The 15,495-nt window shown below is 63.9% G+C and carries 13 protein-coding genes; 11 read left to right on the forward strand and 2 right to left on the reverse strand.

The window, feature by feature from the left end:
- The 6 genes from rodA (at position 1) to lipB (ending at position 5,597) form a co-directional block, all read left to right on the forward strand.
- Positions 1–1,155, forward strand: coding sequence for a rod shape-determining protein RodA (gene rodA / locus F0A17_RS01215; RefSeq protein WP_422670309.1), 1,155 nt, complete (start codon positions 1–3; stop codon positions 1,153–1,155).
- Between the two features lie 51 nt (positions 1,156–1,206).
- Complete coding sequence (gene mltB, locus F0A17_RS01220) at positions 1,207–2,268, forward strand: lytic murein transglycosylase B (protein WP_228716767.1); 1,062 nt, start codon at positions 1,207–1,209, stop codon at positions 2,266–2,268.
- Positions 2,265–3,239, forward strand: a complete 975-nt coding sequence (locus F0A17_RS01225; protein ID WP_149326517.1) for a septal ring lytic transglycosylase RlpA family protein — start codon at positions 2,265–2,267, stop codon at positions 3,237–3,239. The genes mltB and F0A17_RS01225 overlap by 4 nt, the downstream gene beginning before the upstream one ends.
- Positions 3,240–3,323: 84 nt before the next feature.
- Positions 3,324–4,487: a D-alanyl-D-alanine carboxypeptidase family protein gene (locus tag F0A17_RS01230; RefSeq protein WP_149326956.1), complete on the forward strand. Its 1,164-nt coding sequence runs from the start codon at positions 3,324–3,326 to the stop codon at positions 4,485–4,487.
- A 109-nt stretch (positions 4,488–4,596) separates the two neighbouring features.
- Positions 4,597–4,911: an HP0495 family protein gene (locus F0A17_RS01235; protein ID WP_149326518.1), complete on the forward strand. Its 315-nt coding sequence runs from the start codon at positions 4,597–4,599 to the stop codon at positions 4,909–4,911.
- Positions 4,911–5,597: a lipoyl(octanoyl) transferase LipB gene (lipB, locus tag F0A17_RS01240; RefSeq protein ID WP_149326519.1), complete on the forward strand. Its 687-nt coding sequence runs from the start codon at positions 4,911–4,913 to the stop codon at positions 5,595–5,597. The genes F0A17_RS01235 and lipB overlap by 1 nt, the downstream gene beginning before the upstream one ends.
- 91 nt (positions 5,598–5,688) lie before the next feature.
- Here the strand turns inward: lipB and lipA are convergent, their stop codons facing one another.
- Both lipA and F0A17_RS01250 read right to left on the reverse strand, forming a co-directional pair.
- Positions 5,689–6,741 (reverse strand): lipoyl synthase, encoded by a 1,053-nt coding sequence (lipA, locus tag F0A17_RS01245; protein ID WP_149326520.1) that lies wholly within the window; start codon positions 6,739–6,741, stop codon positions 5,689–5,691.
- A 147-nt stretch (positions 6,742–6,888) separates the two neighbouring features.
- The gene (locus tag F0A17_RS01250) at positions 6,889–7,878 is read right to left on the reverse strand and encodes a LysR family transcriptional regulator (protein WP_149326521.1); all 990 of its coding nucleotides are present in this window, start codon (positions 7,876–7,878) and stop codon (positions 6,889–6,891) included.
- 112 nt (positions 7,879–7,990) lie between these two features.
- Here F0A17_RS01250 and F0A17_RS01255 point away from each other — a divergent pair, with 112 nt between their 5' ends.
- The 5 genes from F0A17_RS01255 to F0A17_RS01275 all read left to right on the forward strand — a co-directional run bounded on the left by F0A17_RS01255 (position 7,991) and on the right by F0A17_RS01275 (position 15,437).
- Positions 7,991–8,941 (forward strand): ATP-binding protein, encoded by a 951-nt coding sequence (locus F0A17_RS01255; RefSeq protein WP_149326522.1) that lies wholly within the window; start codon positions 7,991–7,993, stop codon positions 8,939–8,941.
- A 145-nt stretch (positions 8,942–9,086) separates the two neighbouring features.
- Positions 9,087–11,483: a DUF3141 domain-containing protein gene (locus F0A17_RS01260; RefSeq protein WP_149326523.1), complete on the forward strand. Its 2,397-nt coding sequence runs from the start codon at positions 9,087–9,089 to the stop codon at positions 11,481–11,483.
- Positions 11,484–11,764: 281 nt separating this feature from the next.
- Complete coding sequence (gene topA, locus F0A17_RS01265) at positions 11,765–14,392, forward strand: type I DNA topoisomerase (protein ID WP_149326524.1); 2,628 nt, start codon at positions 11,765–11,767, stop codon at positions 14,390–14,392.
- A complete protein-coding gene (locus tag F0A17_RS01270; RefSeq protein ID WP_149326525.1) occupies positions 14,389–14,853 on the forward strand; it encodes a DUF6586 family protein in 465 nt (154 codons plus the stop codon). Before topA ends, F0A17_RS01270 begins: the two co-directional genes overlap by 4 nt.
- Before the next feature lie 125 nt (positions 14,854–14,978).
- Positions 14,979–15,437, forward strand: a complete 459-nt coding sequence (locus F0A17_RS01275) for a hypothetical protein (protein WP_149326526.1) — start codon at positions 14,979–14,981, stop codon at positions 15,435–15,437.
- Positions 15,438–15,495: the final 58 nt, after the last annotated feature.

Here is a 15,495-nt window from a genome sequence, read left to right on the forward strand (position 1 = left end):
ATGAATGGATTGACCCGGGCCCTGCGGGGCCGACCTACGCGAGCCCCGGAGAGCGGGATATCGCGGCGCAAGGGTATTTGGGAGAGGGTGCATCTCGACCCCTGGCTGCTGCTGCTGCTGCTGGTACTGTTGATGGCGGGGCTTGGAGTGCTCTACAGCGCCAGCGGCCAGCGCATCGAGGTCGTTATCGCCCAGGGCACACGCTTCCTGGTGGCTCTCGCTACCATGCTGGTGCTGGCGCAAGTGCCTCCCGCCACGCTAATACGGTGGGCGCCGCCAATTTATGGCATCGGCGTGCTGATGCTGGTGGCGGTCGAGTTGGTGGGCGACATGGGCATGGGCGCGCAGCGCTGGCTCGAGATACCCGGCGTGATCCGCTTCCAGCCGTCGGAACTGATGAAGTTGGCCATGCCGCTGATGCTGGCGGCATGGCTGAGTCGGCGACAATTGCCGCCGCGCTGGAAGGATCTGCTGATGTGTGCCGCGCTGTTGGGACTGCCGGTGGTACTGATCGCCAAGCAACCCGACCTGGGGACTTCCCTGCTGGTCGCTTGTGCAGGCATTTTCGTGGTACTGCTGGCGGGGCTCTCCTGGCGCTTTATCGTCTTTCTTCTCGTCGCTGCGGCCGCAGCGCTACCGCTTTTGTGGATTAACCTGCACAACTACCAACGCCAGCGGGTGCTGACCTTCCTCAATCCCGAAAGCGATCCGCTGGGCTCTGGCTGGAATATCATTCAATCGACCACGGCGATCGGCAGCGGCGGTTTATGGGGCAAGGGGTGGTTGCAGGGCACCCAATCCCAGTTGGAATTCCTGCCCGAACGGCATACCGATTTCATCGTCGCGGTACTGGGCGAAGAACTCGGGCTGGTGGGCATGTTGGTGCTGCTGCTGCTCTATCTGCTGATCATCCTGCGTGGCTTGTGGTTGTCGATGGCCGCTCATGACACCTTTGGTCGCTTGCTCGGCGGTAGCATCATCCTCACGTTCTTCATTTACGTTTTCGTCAATGTGGGCATGGTCAGCGGCATCCTCCCGGTGGTCGGCGTCCCCTTGCCATTGGTCAGCTATGGAGGGACCTCCAGCGTGACCTTGCTGGCGGGATTCGGTATTCTCATGTCCATTCATGGGCACCGTCGTCTGCTGCCGCGTTGACGTACGGCGACGCACGGCCCAGGCGAAGAGGCCCCAAGTAGGGAGTGCATGATGCCATCGAAGAAGTGGATGGGGGCCGGCGGTGCCGCGTTGACGGTGGCGGCCCTTTGGTGGCCGACGCCGGGATTGCATGCTGCGGATTTCGACCCGTCCCGGCACGAGGAGGCGCGAGCGCTGGTGGAAGAGCTTGCCGAGCGCGAAGTGCCACGTGACTGGCTGGAGGCGGCGCTGCGCGATGCGGATTTCCAGCAGGGGGTGCTCGATGCCATGGCGGGAGCGGCCGAGCGGCACCTGCGCTGGGACCAGTATCGCGATATCTTTCTCAAGCCCGAGCGTATCAGCCGCGGAGTTGCCTTCATCGAAGCCCACGCCGACGCTTTCGCACGTGCCGAGGAGAGGTTCGGCGTGCCGGCAGAGGTGATTGCCGCGATCATCGGCGTCGAGACCAGCTATGGTCGCTATACCGGCAGGCATCGTGTGCTCGATTCCCTGGCGACACTGGCCTTTCATCATCCCGAACGCGGCGGTTTCTTCCGTGGCGAGCTGGCCGCTTTTCTCGAGATTGCCCACGAGCAGGGAGTGGTTCCCGGTAGCCTGAAGGGCTCCTACGCCGGTGCCATGGGCTACCCGCAATTCATTCCCACCAGCTATCGTGCCTACGCCGTGGATTTCGACGGTGACGGGCTGCGCGATCTCTGGGCCAATCCGGTAGACGCCATCGGCAGTGTGGGCAATTACTTCGCCGAGCATGGCTGGCGCCGGGGCGAGCCCACCTACCACGAGGCCACCGGCCCCGAGACACCTCCCGACGTTATCGCCTTCAACCGCACGCAACGGCCCTATGCGACCCTGGGCGAACTGGCTGCAGCGGAGGTGCATGTCGAAACCCCGCTCGACGAGGCAACCAAAGTGATTCCGCTGGCGCTGGAACGGGACGAGCAGGCTTGGCGCTATCGAGTCGGTCATGACAATTTCTACGTCATCACGCGCTACAACCATAGCCATCTCTATGCCATGGCCGTGACGGAGCTGGCCGAGGCGATCGCCGAGATGCGTGAACTCGAGCCTTTTCCGCTGGCCTCGCGGGGCGATGGGGCGGAGGACGAATCATGAGGAGGCTGTTGGTGGTATTGGTGGCGTTCGCGCTGCTGACGGGATGTGCCGGCAGTGGCTCCGGCACGTCGGGACAGCGCGAAGCCTCGTCGCAGGCACCTTCCGGTGGCGGGGCGCGCTACGCCTTGAGCGGTGACGCCTACCCGCAGGATCCGCCCGACGTCAGCGAGATTCCCGATGCGGTGCCACGTATCGAAGAGCCATCGCGTGGCGGCAATCGGCCGGTCTATGAGGTCTGGGGCAAGAGCTACCGCGTGTTGCCCGACGCCAGAGGTTACGTGCGCCAGGGAACCGCTTCCTGGTACGGCGAAAAGTTTCACGGCTACGCCACGTCCAATGGCGAAATTTATGACATGTACAAGATGAGCGCCGCGCATCGCTCCCTGCCGCTACCGACGTTTGCCCGGGTGACCAACCTGGACAACGGACGTTCGGTCATCGTGCGGGTCAATGATCGTGGACCCTTCCACAACGACCGCGAGATCGATCTCTCCTATGCCGCGGCGGCGCGTCTGGACATACTTGATCGCGGTACCGGCCGGGTGAAAGTCGAAGCGATCGACCCCGAGGCATGGTTGGCCGAGAATGGGCGTGGCGGGGCGAACCAAGAGGTATCGCGTGCTGCTCAACCGGCGCCCGCGGAGGCCGCCGCAAGACCGGCTCCTCGCACTGAGAGCGCGGCTATAACCGAGCCTTCAGCGTCGCCTCGCGTCGCTTCGGCCGGAAGCGGTGCTACCGACGGCCAACCCATTTACCTGCAGATCGCGGCGCTGGGGTCTGCCGACAATGCGCGTGCGCTCAAAGCGCGGCTGGAGAGCGAGTTGTCGCATCCCGTGCGTGTCTCGGATGCCACCGGCATGTACCGTGTCCAGGTCGGCCCCCTGGCTCATGCGGGGCAGGTGGAACCCGTGCGCGACGAGCTCAGGCGGGCCGGCTTCGACCAGGCCTTTATCGTCAACGGCGCCGACTGATCGGCGCCTTCCCTTGATCCTCTCGACGTAGCGATGACATCCATGCCCATGCAAGTGCTATTCCGTTGTTTCCCTCTACGATTGATGCCGGCGTTATTGACGTGCCTGCTGCTGTTCGTTTCCCAGGCCCTGGCCCAGTCGGCACCGACACCGCAGGCCATCGTACCCTCGCCGCCGCAGATCGCCGCCAAGTCGTGGATACTCATGGATGCCAACAGTGGCAAGGTGTTGACGGAGCACAACGCCGATGAGCGCCTGCCGCCTGCCAGCCTGACCAAGTTGATGACCGCCTACTTGGTCGAGCGCGAACTGGACCGAGGCAACATCGCGCTGGACGACATGGTGCCGGTCAGCGAGAACGCCTGGCGGACGGGAGGCTCCAAGATGTTCATCGAGGTGGGCAAGCAGGTATCGATTCGCGACCTGCTCTACGGCATCATCATCCAGTCCGGCAACGATGCCAGCGTCGCCGTGGCCGAGCATCTGGCTGGCGGCGAGGGCCCCTTCGCCGACATGATGAACCAACACGCTTCCCGGCTCGGCCTGAACAATACCCACTTCGTCAACGCCACGGGCCTGCCGCATCCTGAGCACTATTCCTCGGCTCGGGATCTGGCGCTGTTGTCCCAATACATCATCGGCGACTATCCCGAGCACTACGCCATCTACGCAGAGAAATACTTCACTTTCAACGATATCAGGCAACCGAACCGAAACCGGCTGCTTTGGCGCGATGCGTCGGTGGATGGTTTGAAGACCGGCCATACCGACGAGGCGGGGTATTGCCTGGTGGCATCGGCCGAACGCGATGGCATGCGTCTGATCTCGGTGGTGATGGGAACCAGTTCCGAGGAGGCGCGTGCCCAGGAGACCCAAAAGCTGCTCAGCTACGGTTTTCGCTACTACGAGACGATGAAACTCTACGATCAGGGAGCGGTGCTCAATTCGCCCCGCGTCTGGGGCGGAGAGAAGAACGAACTGCGCCTGGGGGTCGACCAGGAGGTCTACATGACCCTGCCGCGGTCGCGCAGTGAAGAGTTGAACGCACGGCTCGACATCCGACCGGACCTAACGGCACCGATCAATCTCGGTGAGCGCGTGGGCACCCTGGAAGTGCGTCTGGGTGAAGAAGTGGTCGGCGAGCAGCCCCTGGTGGCGTTGGAGGCGATCGAGGAGGGCGGCCTGTTCAAGCGGCTGTTCGACCAGGTGCGCCGCTTTTTCGCCAACCTGTTGGGCGGTTGGTTTTAAAGCGCTCTGAATCTCTACGTTCGTCGCCTCGTGCAACAACCCGGCGATCGCCTTGGTTGCCGGGGAAAGGTTGAGTAGAATACTCGGAAATTGCCTTCGGCAGAGAATCATGAGCGACAAGACACTGCGTGACATGCGACAGACGAGGGCCGCGCGGACCGTCGGCCCTGCCCCTACGATCACCTTCCCCTGCGATTATTCGATCAAAGTGGTGGGGGATGCCGCCGATGACTTTCCCGCCACCGTGTGCCAGGTGGTATCGCGCCACGATGCCGACTTCGATGCCACTCGCCTGGAGGTGGTTGCGAGCCGCAACGGGCGTTTCCAGTCGGTGCGGCTGACGCTACGAGCCACGGGCGAGGCTCAGCTCAAGGCACTGTTTGCCGAACTCAAGGCCACTGGCCGCGTGCATATGGTGGTCTGATGGGCGCCGCCTCGCTCGCACCGATCGTGCTCCATCGCCTGGGACAGCGTGATTATATGCCCGTCTGGCAGGCCATGCGCACGTTCACCGATAACCGCGATACCGGCACCTCCGATCAGTTCTGGCTAGTGGAGCATTATCCGGTGTTCACCCAGGGGCAGGCGGGCAAGCCCGAGCACCTACTGTTGCCGGGCGATATTCCGGTGGTGCAGACCGATCGGGGAGGGCAGGTAACCTATCATGGGCCCGGCCAGGTGGTGCTCTATCCGCTGCTCGACGTGCGTCGCGCACGTCTCGGCGTTCGCGAACTGGTCACCGCTCTGGAAAATGCGGTGGTCGTGCTGCTGGGCAAGTATGGCGTTCGCGCTCATGCGCGTTCCGATGCACCCGGCGTCTATGTGGGCGAGACCAAAATCGCCTCGCTGGGATTACGCATTCGCCGAGGGGCGAGCTTTCACGGTGTGGCGCTCAACGTAAACGGTGACCTGGCTCCGTTTTCGCGGATCAATCCCTGCGGTTATGCCGGCATGACGATGACGCGGCTCGCCGATCTGATCGTTGACTGTCCCGGCGTCGAGACGGTGGGGGCTCGGCTAGCGCACTGCCTGGCCCGCGAGCTGGGGCGTGTGCTGGTCGAAGCCGATACCGCACACCCGCACGCGATAGGCGAGACATCGATCTCTTGAGCGTGGTGGCGAACAACCGGTAGGCGGGATTCGATAACGCAAGAGGCGGCCGCGAACGGGTCGCCTCTTGCGCTGGGGCTGAGTGGGTCGATCAGCCGACGTTGATGGCGTCGATGCGGTTGGGATCGGGGGTCTGTCCCGGTATGTCAGCGGGAGCGGCGAGGCCCAGGTTGTTCTTCTCGAACACCCGATCGGCACGGTAGCTGGAACGTACCAGCGGGCCCGAGGCCACTTCCATGAAGCCCTTCTCCAGACCCAGGCGACGATAGCGCTCGAATTCCTCGGGCGTGACCCAGCGCTCCACCGGCAGGTGGTTTCGGGTGGGGCGCAGGTACTGGCCGAGGGTGACGATATCGACGCCGATCTCGCGCAGGTCGTCTAAGGTGGCCAGTATTTCCTCGTCGGTTTCGCCGAGCCCCAACATCAGGCTGGTCTTGGTCAGCACCCCGGGCTTGTGGCGCTTGGCGTGGGCCAGGACATTCAGCGTCTTGCGATAACCGGCGCGCGGGTCGCGCACGGTGTGCGTCAGACGTTCCACCGTTTCGACGTTCTGGGCGAAGACTTCCAGCCCCGAATCGACCACGCGCTCGATGGCCGTCGGGTCGGCATCGAAGTCGGGAGTCAGCGCCTCGACGACGACCGCCGGCGTATTGGACTTGATCGCACGAATGCAATCGGCGTAATGGCCGGCGCCGCCGTCGGGCAGATCATCCCGATCGACCGAAGTCAACACGACGTAGCGCAGCCCCATCAGCTCGACCGACTTGGCCGTGTTGGCCGGCTCCTCGTGGTCGAGCCAGCCGCGCGGATTGCCGGTATCGACCGCGCAGAAGCGACAGGCGCGTGTGCATACCGAGCCCATCAACATGATGGTAGCGGTGCCGTTGCTCCAGCACTCGCCCATGTTGGGACAGTGGGACTCGGCACAGACGGTGCTCAGCCGGTGCTCGTTGACGTTACGCTTCACCGCCTCGAAGCGGTCGCCTCCGGGGATCTGGGCGCGCAGCCATTGCGGTTTGCGGTGCGTCTCCGGACGCTCCTCGACCTGCTTGCGCTGCTTGATGCCATCCTTGATCACGGCCATGCCGTGTTCGTTGCGGAATTTTTCCCCGCTCGGCACACGTTTTGAGGCGTTGTCGCTCATAGGGTGTGAGCCCCTCCACTCGGCGCTGCCAGACCATGTCGCCTTGCCCGAGGCGTCCGAGACGGCCACATGGTATGCAGATTGATACGTTGGTCGCAGGCCATTAATCTACCATACCCCGTTCACCGGGGGACAGACGACCACGCCCTATGCGGGCGGTATCGGCAGGCAGATCACGCCATGATCGGGCATCGGCTGCGGCGGCGCCCGAAAGTGGGCGTCGATTTCGCCGAGTCGCTCACGCACGAAGCGCAGGAACAGTTCGGTCACCGGGGTGGGAAAGCGATCGCGGGGGTAGACCGTGCACCAAGAGCGGCGCAACGGGAATCCCGGCAGCGCCAGCTCGGCCAGCAGCCCCGCACCGAGCTCCAGACGCACGGCCAGTCGCGGCAGAACCGCGACGCCGAGGTGGGCCATTACGCCCTGCTTGATGGCCTCGTTGGTACCGAGCTCCATGGTGTGGTGAAGCGCGACATCCTGCTCGGCGGCTAGCTGTTCGAAGGCGGTGCGCACGCCCGAGCCCGGCTCGCGCATCAGGACATAGTGGCGAGCCAGATCCTCCAGTGTCGGCGAGCGTGCCTCGAGCAGCGGGTGACCGGGCCAGACCACCGGGATTAGCTCGTTGTCGAGGAACGGCATGAAGACGAGGTTGTCGTCGTCCTCGGGCACCATGGCCATGATCACCAGATCGTCGCGGCGGGCGGCAAGGCGCTCGAGTGCCTGGCTGCGGTTGCAGACTTGCAGCCGTACCTGCACGTTGGGATAGCGGGCCCGAAAAAGTGCTATCAGGTGAGGTACCACATACTGGGCGGTGGAAACGGCTGCCAGGTTGAGCTCGCCCGAGATGGTTCCGGACATGTCCGACAAGGCCATCTGAAGGTTCGAAAGTTGGCCGAAAATGGCTTGTGTCGAAGCGGCCATGGCGTCGGCGGCAGGCAATACATGAAGCGTCTTGCCGGCATATTTGAACAGCGGCTGCCCCAGTGCCTGTTCGAGCTGACGAATCTGGGCGCTGACCGCCGGCTGGGTCAGGCCCAGTTGTTCGGCCGCTCGCGAATAGGACTGCTGGCGGTGTACGGCCTGGAAAACCTGGAGCTGGCGAAAGGTCAGGCGATTCAACAGCCTTGGCGTCGTCATCGGTCGATCCGCTGAAGGGCGCAGCGCGCCCGGTGGAGGCAACTCACTTCATGCTATCACCGCCGCCGGCCGTGGTCATGCCGAGCGCCGCGGTGGCAAGGAGACTGGCGGCATGCAAGCCGACGATAACGATTCGGGACATGTCTTGGGTTGGCAGCGCGTGATGCTGGCCGGAAACGGCCTGGCAACCCTGCGCGCGGAGCAGGCCTGTACGGAGCTCGGCCTGGCCTGGCGCAACGCCGTGGATGGCGAGGAGCTCGTGGAGCGCGCCCTACGGCTCGGCTGCAGGGCAGTGCATCCCGGCGAGGAGGCGACCGAAGCTCAGTGGCACCTGGCACGCGCCTGCCGCCTGGCCGGCCTGGCCTTTGTCGGCCCACGAGAATCGCTGATCGCCGCCATGTGCGACGAGGCCGCCAGCCGACAACTGATGCGCGAGGCAGGGCTGCCGTTGGGTGACTCCCGCTATCGGGCACCCTGCGTGCATTTGCCGGTATTGGCCGATACCCGAGGGCAGGCACTGGCGCTGATCGAACATGAGGTGCTCGATGATACCCTTGCCGTCGCCCCCAGCGAGCGGCTCACGCCGGAGCAGCGCGCCTATCTCGGGCAGCTTGCCATCCAGGGGGCGCGTGCCGTGGGGCTGGTGGGGCTGGCGACGCTGAGCTTCACTCTGGTCGGTAATCGTCTCGGTTTCGTTGCCATGCGGCCGGGGCTGACCGGCTTTGAAGGGCTCGCCGAAGTGCTGACCGGCCTCGACCTGTCGATCGAGCTGATGCGGCTGGTGGCGGGGGAGCGCCTGAAACGGCCCCGGGTCGGGCCGATGGGGCATGGCCCGGGCCGCCCCGGTCAGGCGCGCTGGCGACGACTCGTTCACGGTGCGGGACAGTTGGGAGGCGGTCCGGGCGTCAGGCTGGATCGACCCGTATCCGCCGTGGCAACCGAAGCGCGGCTACTGGTCTGGGGGCGTGATGTCGCCGAGGCGAGGCGACGAGAGCGGCGCGCGCTGGTGGAATGGGGTGGCGAGTTGGGAACGACCGCTAACCCAGGCGACCCTCGGGAATGAACGCCGCCATAGCGACAGACACAAAAAAACCACAAAAACGGCTGCGTCCTAACGGCGCAGGGCGTACTATGCTTGTTGCAGCGCAGCAAAACAGTGTCTTCCCGATGTCGAAACGCTCGACGTCGGCGAACCTTTGGAGTCGAACATGAACTCACTGATGCCGACACCGCCTACCGAGGCGCTCAGTTTCCTTGATCCTTTCGGTATCGGCCGTGCCGCCTTCGACTATTGGCGCGATGCCGTCGAACGCAGTGTGCTTTACATGGACGTGATGCGTGAGCGGGGCAACCAGTATCTCGAACACATCGAGAAGACCAAGCCCAATGTACTCGGTTTCGACGCCGAAGTCGTAATGGATGGCCGCGCGTTGCCGCGGCCGGTCAATTACGAGCTGATGAAGATTCTTCCCCCGGCGGGAGTCGAGATCGACCCCCGGTCGCGCCCCTTCGTCGTGGTTGATCCGCGAGCCGGCCACGGGCCGGGCATCGGCGGCTTCAAGCCGGACAGCGAGATTGGTGTCGCTCTGCGCGCCGGCCATCCCTGTTATTTCATCGGTTTCTTGCCTTACCCCGAGCCGGGGCAGACCGTCGAAGACGTGGTCGAGGCGGAAATCGCCTTTCTGCGTCGTGTCGTCGAGCTGCATCCGGAATCCTGCGAGAAACCCATGGTCGTGGGCAATTGTCAGGCCGGCTGGCAGATCATGATGGCGGCCTCGCTGGAGCCCGATGCGTTCGGGCCGATCCTGATTGCCGGCGCGCCGCTCTCCTACTGGGCCGGCGAGCGGGGGCGTGCGCCGATGCGCTACACCGGCGGCATGACCGGCGGTAGCTGGATGACGACGCTGGCCAGCGATCTGGGCAGCGGGCTGTTCGACGGTGCGCTGCTGGTTCAGAACTTCGAACGCCTCAATCCGGCCAATACGTGGTGGGACAAGCAGTATCGGCTCTATGCGAACGTGGATAGCGAAGCGGAGCGCTACCTGAATTTCGAACGCTGGTGGGGCGGTCATGTGGTGCTGGGCGGCGAAGAAATCCAGTACATCGTGGACAACCTGTTCATCGGCAATCGACTCTCGACCGCCCAACTGGTCACCTCCGACGGCCGCCGCATCGACCTGCGCAACGTGCGATCGCCGGTGGTGGTGTTCTGCTCCCAGGGAGACGACATCACGCCGCCTCCCCAGGCGCTGGGCTGGGTGCGCGACCTTTACGATGGCATCGACGACATCATCGCCAACGAACAGACCATCGTCTACTGCGTGCACGACAGCACCGGTCACTTGGGCATCTTCGTGTCGAGCAGCGTATCGCGCAAGGAGCATGCCGAATTCACCGCCAACATCGATTATATCGATGTGCTGCCGCCGGGACTCTACGAGACCTCTGTGACCAGTGCCGCCGAGCGCGACGACGCCGAGCTCCTGGAGCGGGATTACCTGCTCGAATTCAAGCCACGATCGATCGAGGGGCTCAATCGCGACGTTCTGCATCACCGCGAGGACGATGACACTCGCTTTGCCACGGTGGCACGAATCTCGGAGATCAATCTGGGACTCTACCGCCTGTTCTGGCAACCCTGGATTCGTGCCGTGATGACTTCCGAGGCATCCCGCCTGATACGCCGTCTCCATCCGATTCGCCTCGGCTACAAGCTGCTTTCCGATCGCAATCCACTGTCGGTTCCGCTCCCGGTGCTGGCGGACTGGGTGCGCCAGGACCGCCATCCGATCGACGAAAACAACCTCTTCCGCACGCTGGAGAAAACCGTTTCGTCGCAGATCAGCCATGGACTGGATACGTGGCGCGAGATACGCGACCAAAGCATCGAGCAGGCATTCCTCACCGTGTATGGACAGCCTCTGCTGCAAACGATGGTGGGGTTGGGCGGTGACGCTCATGTGCATCGTCGCCGTCCGGGCAGCGAACCGGAGCATCGCCGCTTCATCGAGCGGCGTCAGGACGAGTTGCGCCATCGCGTGGCGGAAGGGGGTAGCCATGAGGCGGTAATGCGTTCGGTCATCCATGTGCTGGGCGGTTCGCCCACGACGGACGAGCGCAACTTCAAGCGTCTTCGTGCATCCCGCGCCGAGCTGGAGCCCAGCAGCAGCCTTGCGGATTTCAAACACTTGGTGCGTGAACAATTCTTCATTCTCAAGCTTCATCGCGAGGAGGCGCTCGATGCCATTCCCGCCCTGTTGAAAGGGGAGAGTGCAGAGGCGATCCGCGACTATCTCGCCCATATCGACCATGTGCTGGCCGCCAGTGGAGAGCTATCCGAACGATCCAGCAAGCGCTACGAGCATATCCGGGCGCTGTTCGCGCAGGCGATCGAGCGAGCCGATCCGGCGGAGCGTCGCCAGGCCTTGGCCGATCTGCACGATCGGGTCGAGCGCGGGGCCAAAGCCGAGGTCGCGGCACGCGATGAGGTCGAGAGGCTGCTGGCCGCACCGCCGGCCCGAAAGAGCGCCGCCGAATCGAAGGAGCACCAGCCGCGGCGCAACGGCGGCAAGCGGACCTCGCGCCGATCTGGCAAGAAAGACTGATTCCACGCTGGCCCGACCCCTCCGCGCCCCCGCCGGTCCCTCCGGCGGGGGCGTAACCGTTCGGAACGCTGGCATTGGCCCGACGCGCCTATGACGCTACCTTGATGCTACGTTCTCGATGTGGGATTGACTCCGCCGCAGCGGTCGTGACTGGCGCGAAGCAGGTGGCTGGGGTAGGGTAAGCGGATTTTTCACCCCGCGAGGATCGTCCGCCGAAGCACCGGTGGACCGGAACCGTTCAGGTGGGGCTCAGAACCCCGCCGTGCAGAATGTGGAGCACTATGGGCAAGTCATTGGTCATCGTCGAGTCGCCGGCCAAGGCCAAGACGATCAACAAGTACCTCGGCAGCGAGTTCATCGTGAAGTCGAGCGTGGGTCATATCCGTGACCTGCCGACCAGCGGCTCGGGCAAGGCGGCTTCCGATCCCAAGGAGCGCGCGCGACAGGCGGCGGCGACACGCAAGATGTCGCCCGAAGAGAAGGCCGAGTACAAGAAGCACAAGGCCAAGGATCAGCTCATCCGACGCATGGGCATCGACCCGGAGCATGGCTGGAAGGCTCACTACGAGATTCTGCCCGGCAAGGAGAAAGTGGTTGCCGAGTTGCAGAAGCTGGCCGAAAAGGCCGATGCCGTCTATCTCGCCACCGATCTGGACCGTGAGGGGGAGGCCATCGCCTGGCACCTCAAGGAAACCATCGGTGGCGATGACGGACGCTATCGCCGCGTGGTGTTCAACGAGATCACCAAGAACGCGATCAAGGAGGCGTTCAAGGAACCCAGCAGTCTCAATATTCCCCGTGTCGAGGCCCAGCAGGCGCGGCGTTTCCTCGACCGCGTGGTGGGGTTCATGCTGTCGCCCCTGCTGTGGGCGAAGATCGCCCGCGGTCTTTCGGCCGGCCGGGTGCAGTCGGTAGCGGTGCGCCTGATCGTCGAGCGTGAGCGCGAGATTCGCGCCTTCGTGCCCGAAGAGTTCTGGGACGTTCATGCCGATCTCGTCTCGAGCGATGGCGAGCCGGTGCGCTTCGAGCTGGTGCGGCAGGACGGCAAGCCCTTCCGCCCCACTTCGGAAGCCGAGACACTCGAGCGTATCGAACGCCTGCGCAAGGCAAGCCTTGCCATCACGGCGCGGGAGGACAAGCCCACCCGTTCGAAGCCGAATGCGCCCTTCATCACCTCGACCCTGCAGCAGGCCGCCAGCGGGCGACTCGGCTTCTCGGTAAAGAAGACCATGACACTGGCCCAGCGCCTCTACGAGGCGGGCTACATCACTTACATGCGTACCGACTCCACCAACCTGTCCCAGGATGCGGTGGCCATGGCGCGCGACCATATCGAACGGGAGTACGGCAAGCGCTACCTGCCCGAGTCGCCCAATCGCTACTCGAGCAAGGAGGGCGCCCAGGAGGCGCACGAAGCGATCCGTCCTTCCGATGTCAATCGCATGGCCTCCGACCTGGCGGGTATGGAGCGTGACGCCGAGCGCCTGTACGAGCTGATCTGGCGCCAGTTCGTAGCCTGCCAGATGACCCCGGCCGAATACCTCTCCAGCACACTCACCGTGGAAGCCGACGGTTATGAGCTCAAGGCCAAGGGGCGGGTGCTCAAGTTCGACGGCTATACCCGGATCATGAAGCCGGCCGGCAAGAACGAGGACCAGGCCTTGCCGGATCTCGCCGAAGGCACGCCGATGCGTCTCGAGGCGCTCGATCCGCAGCAGCACTTCACCAAGCCGCCTGCGCGCTACACCGAGGCGAGCCTGGTCAAGGAGCTGGAAAAGCGCGGCATCGGTCGTCCCTCCACTTATGCCTCGATCATCTCCACCATCCAGGATCGCGGCTACGTCAAGCTCGAGAACCGGCGCTTCTACGCCGAGAAACTCGGCGACATCGTCACCGAGCGGCTCAAGGAATCCTTCCCCGACCTGATGGATTTCTCCTTCACCGCGCGCATGGAAGATAGTCTCGACGAGGTCGCCGAGGGCGAGCGCAACTGGCGTGAACTGCTGGATGCGTTCTATGCGGAGTTTCGCGAAGAACTCGAAGCGGCCGAAAGCGAGGAGGGCATGCGGCCCAACCAGCCGGTGCCCACGGATATCGACTGCCCCACATGCGGGCGCAAGATGCAGATCCGCACGGCCTCCACCGGGGTCTTCCTGGGCTGTTCGGGCTACAACCTGCCCCCCAAGGAGCGTTGCAAGACCACCATCGACCTGCTGCCCGGCGACGAGGCGGTACCTGCCGATGCCGGTGAGGAGGCCGAGACCCAGGCGCTGCGCGCCAAGCACCGCTGCCCCAAGTGTGGCACGGCGATGGACAGCTACCTGATCGACGAGACGCGCAAACTGCATATTTGCGGCAACAGTCCCGACTGCGAAGGCTACGAGATCGAGCCCGGCAAGTTCCGCATCAAGGGCTACGACGGGCCGACCATCGAGTGCGACAAGTGCGGCAGCGAGATGCAGCTCAAGTCTGGGCGTTTCGGCAAGTACTTCGGCTGCACCAACGAGGCGTGCAAGAACACCCGCAAGCTGCTGCGCAACGGCGAGGTGGCCCCGCCCAAGATGGACCCTATTCCGATGCCGGAGCTGACCTGCCAGAAGGTGGAAGACCACTATGTGCTGCGCGACGGTGCCAGCGGCCTGTTCCTTGCCGCCAGCAAGTTCCCGCGCAATCGCGAGACGCGCCCGCCCTTGGTGCGCGAATTGCGGGCGCACGCCGACGAGCTGCCCGAAAAGTATCGCTACCTGCTTGATGCGCCCAGCGAGGATCCGGAAGGTCGCCCGGCGCAGATCCGCTTCTCGCGCAAACAGAAGGAGCAGTTCGTGATGACCGAAGAGGAGGGCAAGGCGACCGGGTGGAAGGCGTCCTACGCTAACGGTAGGTGGCAGATAGAGGACAAGCGCAAGTGAGCCCGCGAGCCCGTACCAACCAGTTGCTCTATCAGGCAGAGCTGATCCTCGATACCGCGCCGGGCGACGACGAACATGCCGAAGCCCGGCGCATGGCCGCCGAAGAGGCCGCACTGGCCCTGACCGAGCTGGCGCTGGAGTCGTTGCTGCGTGAAGTCACCGAACATGCGCGCTTCGCACGTCACGAATGGCGAGAGCTGCTTGGTCCGGAAGGGGCCGGCATCGCTGAACTGCATCGTCTGCGCGAGCTGGCGACGCGCCCCGGGAGTTGGTTGGCCTGGCTGCTCGTACGCATCGAGGCCCTGCATGGCAGTGACGGCGTGGCACGCCGGAAGAACGCTGCCCAGCCGGGACTCATCGCGGTGGGCAGTGGCGCGGCGTTGAGCGAAGAGATGCGGGCCTGCCTGCAGGAGGCCAAGCGTGAGATTGCCACACTGCGCGAAACCAGCCAAGAATGGTGAGGGGGCCTGGTCTCGATCCGGTAGCGGGAGCGGACCTAACGCATGCCAATTGCCAGGCGGTCGCTCGAAGGTCGTGGCGTTTATGTGCCAGACTGCAGTAGGTGACTCAGAGCAAGGAGACCGCCATGCCGGAAAGATCCACGATGAGCGATAGCTCCAGTGTCTTTCTTTCTCCCGAAATGCTTGGCTATTGGGATGAGGATTCATTGCGCGAGGTACCGGATGACGCCGGTATCTACTGCGTTTTTCGTGCGACCCGGGGTTCTGAATCGCAGGAAAGGGAGGTGAAGCAACTTCTCTATGTGGGCGAACACCGCAATGTACGCTACGCCCTGCAGCACCACCCCGACAAGGAGACGTGGCGTGACGTCCTCGAGCCGGGCGAGACGCTCTGGTACTCGATGGGGCTTTGCAGCCATGCGAACCGTGAGCGCCTGCTGGCGGCCATGATCCATGCGCACAAGCCGCGCTTCAACGGTACGAGCGAATACCTGGATCGCTTCCCGTTCCCCGAAACGTCGGTACATCTCTACGGCAAGAAGGACAAGCTGTTAAACATTTTTACCGTCGAACAGAAGGAATAGGCGGTAAAGGCTGGGCTAGACTGCTTCCATCGACCACGCTTCGGTCCGCCGGAGCGTG

This window comes from Billgrantia pellis, from assembly GCF_008297955.1.
In the GTDB taxonomy this organism is placed as follows: Bacteria; Pseudomonadota; Gammaproteobacteria; order Pseudomonadales; family Halomonadaceae; genus Halomonas; species Halomonas pellis.

Bases quoted from the DNA above. Each gene is read 5' to 3' on its own strand.
- rodA (WP_422670309.1), top strand. From the start codon at position 1: ATGAATGGATTGACCCGGGCCCTGCGGGGCCGACCTACGCGAGCCCCG.
- mltB (WP_228716767.1), top strand. From the start codon at position 1,207: ATGCCATCGAAGAAGTGGATGGGGGCCGGCGGTGCCGCGTTGACGGTG.
- F0A17_RS01225 (WP_149326517.1), top strand. From the start codon at position 2,265: ATGAGGAGGCTGTTGGTGGTATTGGTGGCGTTCGCGCTGCTGACGGGA.
- F0A17_RS01230 (WP_149326956.1), top strand. From the start codon at position 3,324: ATGCCGGCGTTATTGACGTGCCTGCTGCTGTTCGTTTCCCAGGCCCTG.
- F0A17_RS01235 (WP_149326518.1), top strand. From the start codon at position 4,597: ATGAGCGACAAGACACTGCGTGACATGCGACAGACGAGGGCCGCGCGG.
- lipB (WP_149326519.1), top strand. From the start codon at position 4,911: ATGGGCGCCGCCTCGCTCGCACCGATCGTGCTCCATCGCCTGGGACAG.
- lipA (WP_149326520.1), bottom strand. From the start codon at position 6,741: ATGAGCGACAACGCCTCAAAACGTGTGCCGAGCGGGGAAAAATTCCGC.
- F0A17_RS01250 (WP_149326521.1), bottom strand. From the start codon at position 7,878: ATGACGACGCCAAGGCTGTTGAATCGCCTGACCTTTCGCCAGCTCCAG.
- F0A17_RS01255 (WP_149326522.1), top strand. From the start codon at position 7,991: ATGCAAGCCGACGATAACGATTCGGGACATGTCTTGGGTTGGCAGCGC.
- F0A17_RS01260 (WP_149326523.1), top strand. From the start codon at position 9,087: ATGAACTCACTGATGCCGACACCGCCTACCGAGGCGCTCAGTTTCCTT.
- topA (WP_149326524.1), top strand. From the start codon at position 11,765: ATGGGCAAGTCATTGGTCATCGTCGAGTCGCCGGCCAAGGCCAAGACG.
- F0A17_RS01275 (WP_149326526.1), top strand. From the start codon at position 14,979: ATGCCGGAAAGATCCACGATGAGCGATAGCTCCAGTGTCTTTCTTTCT.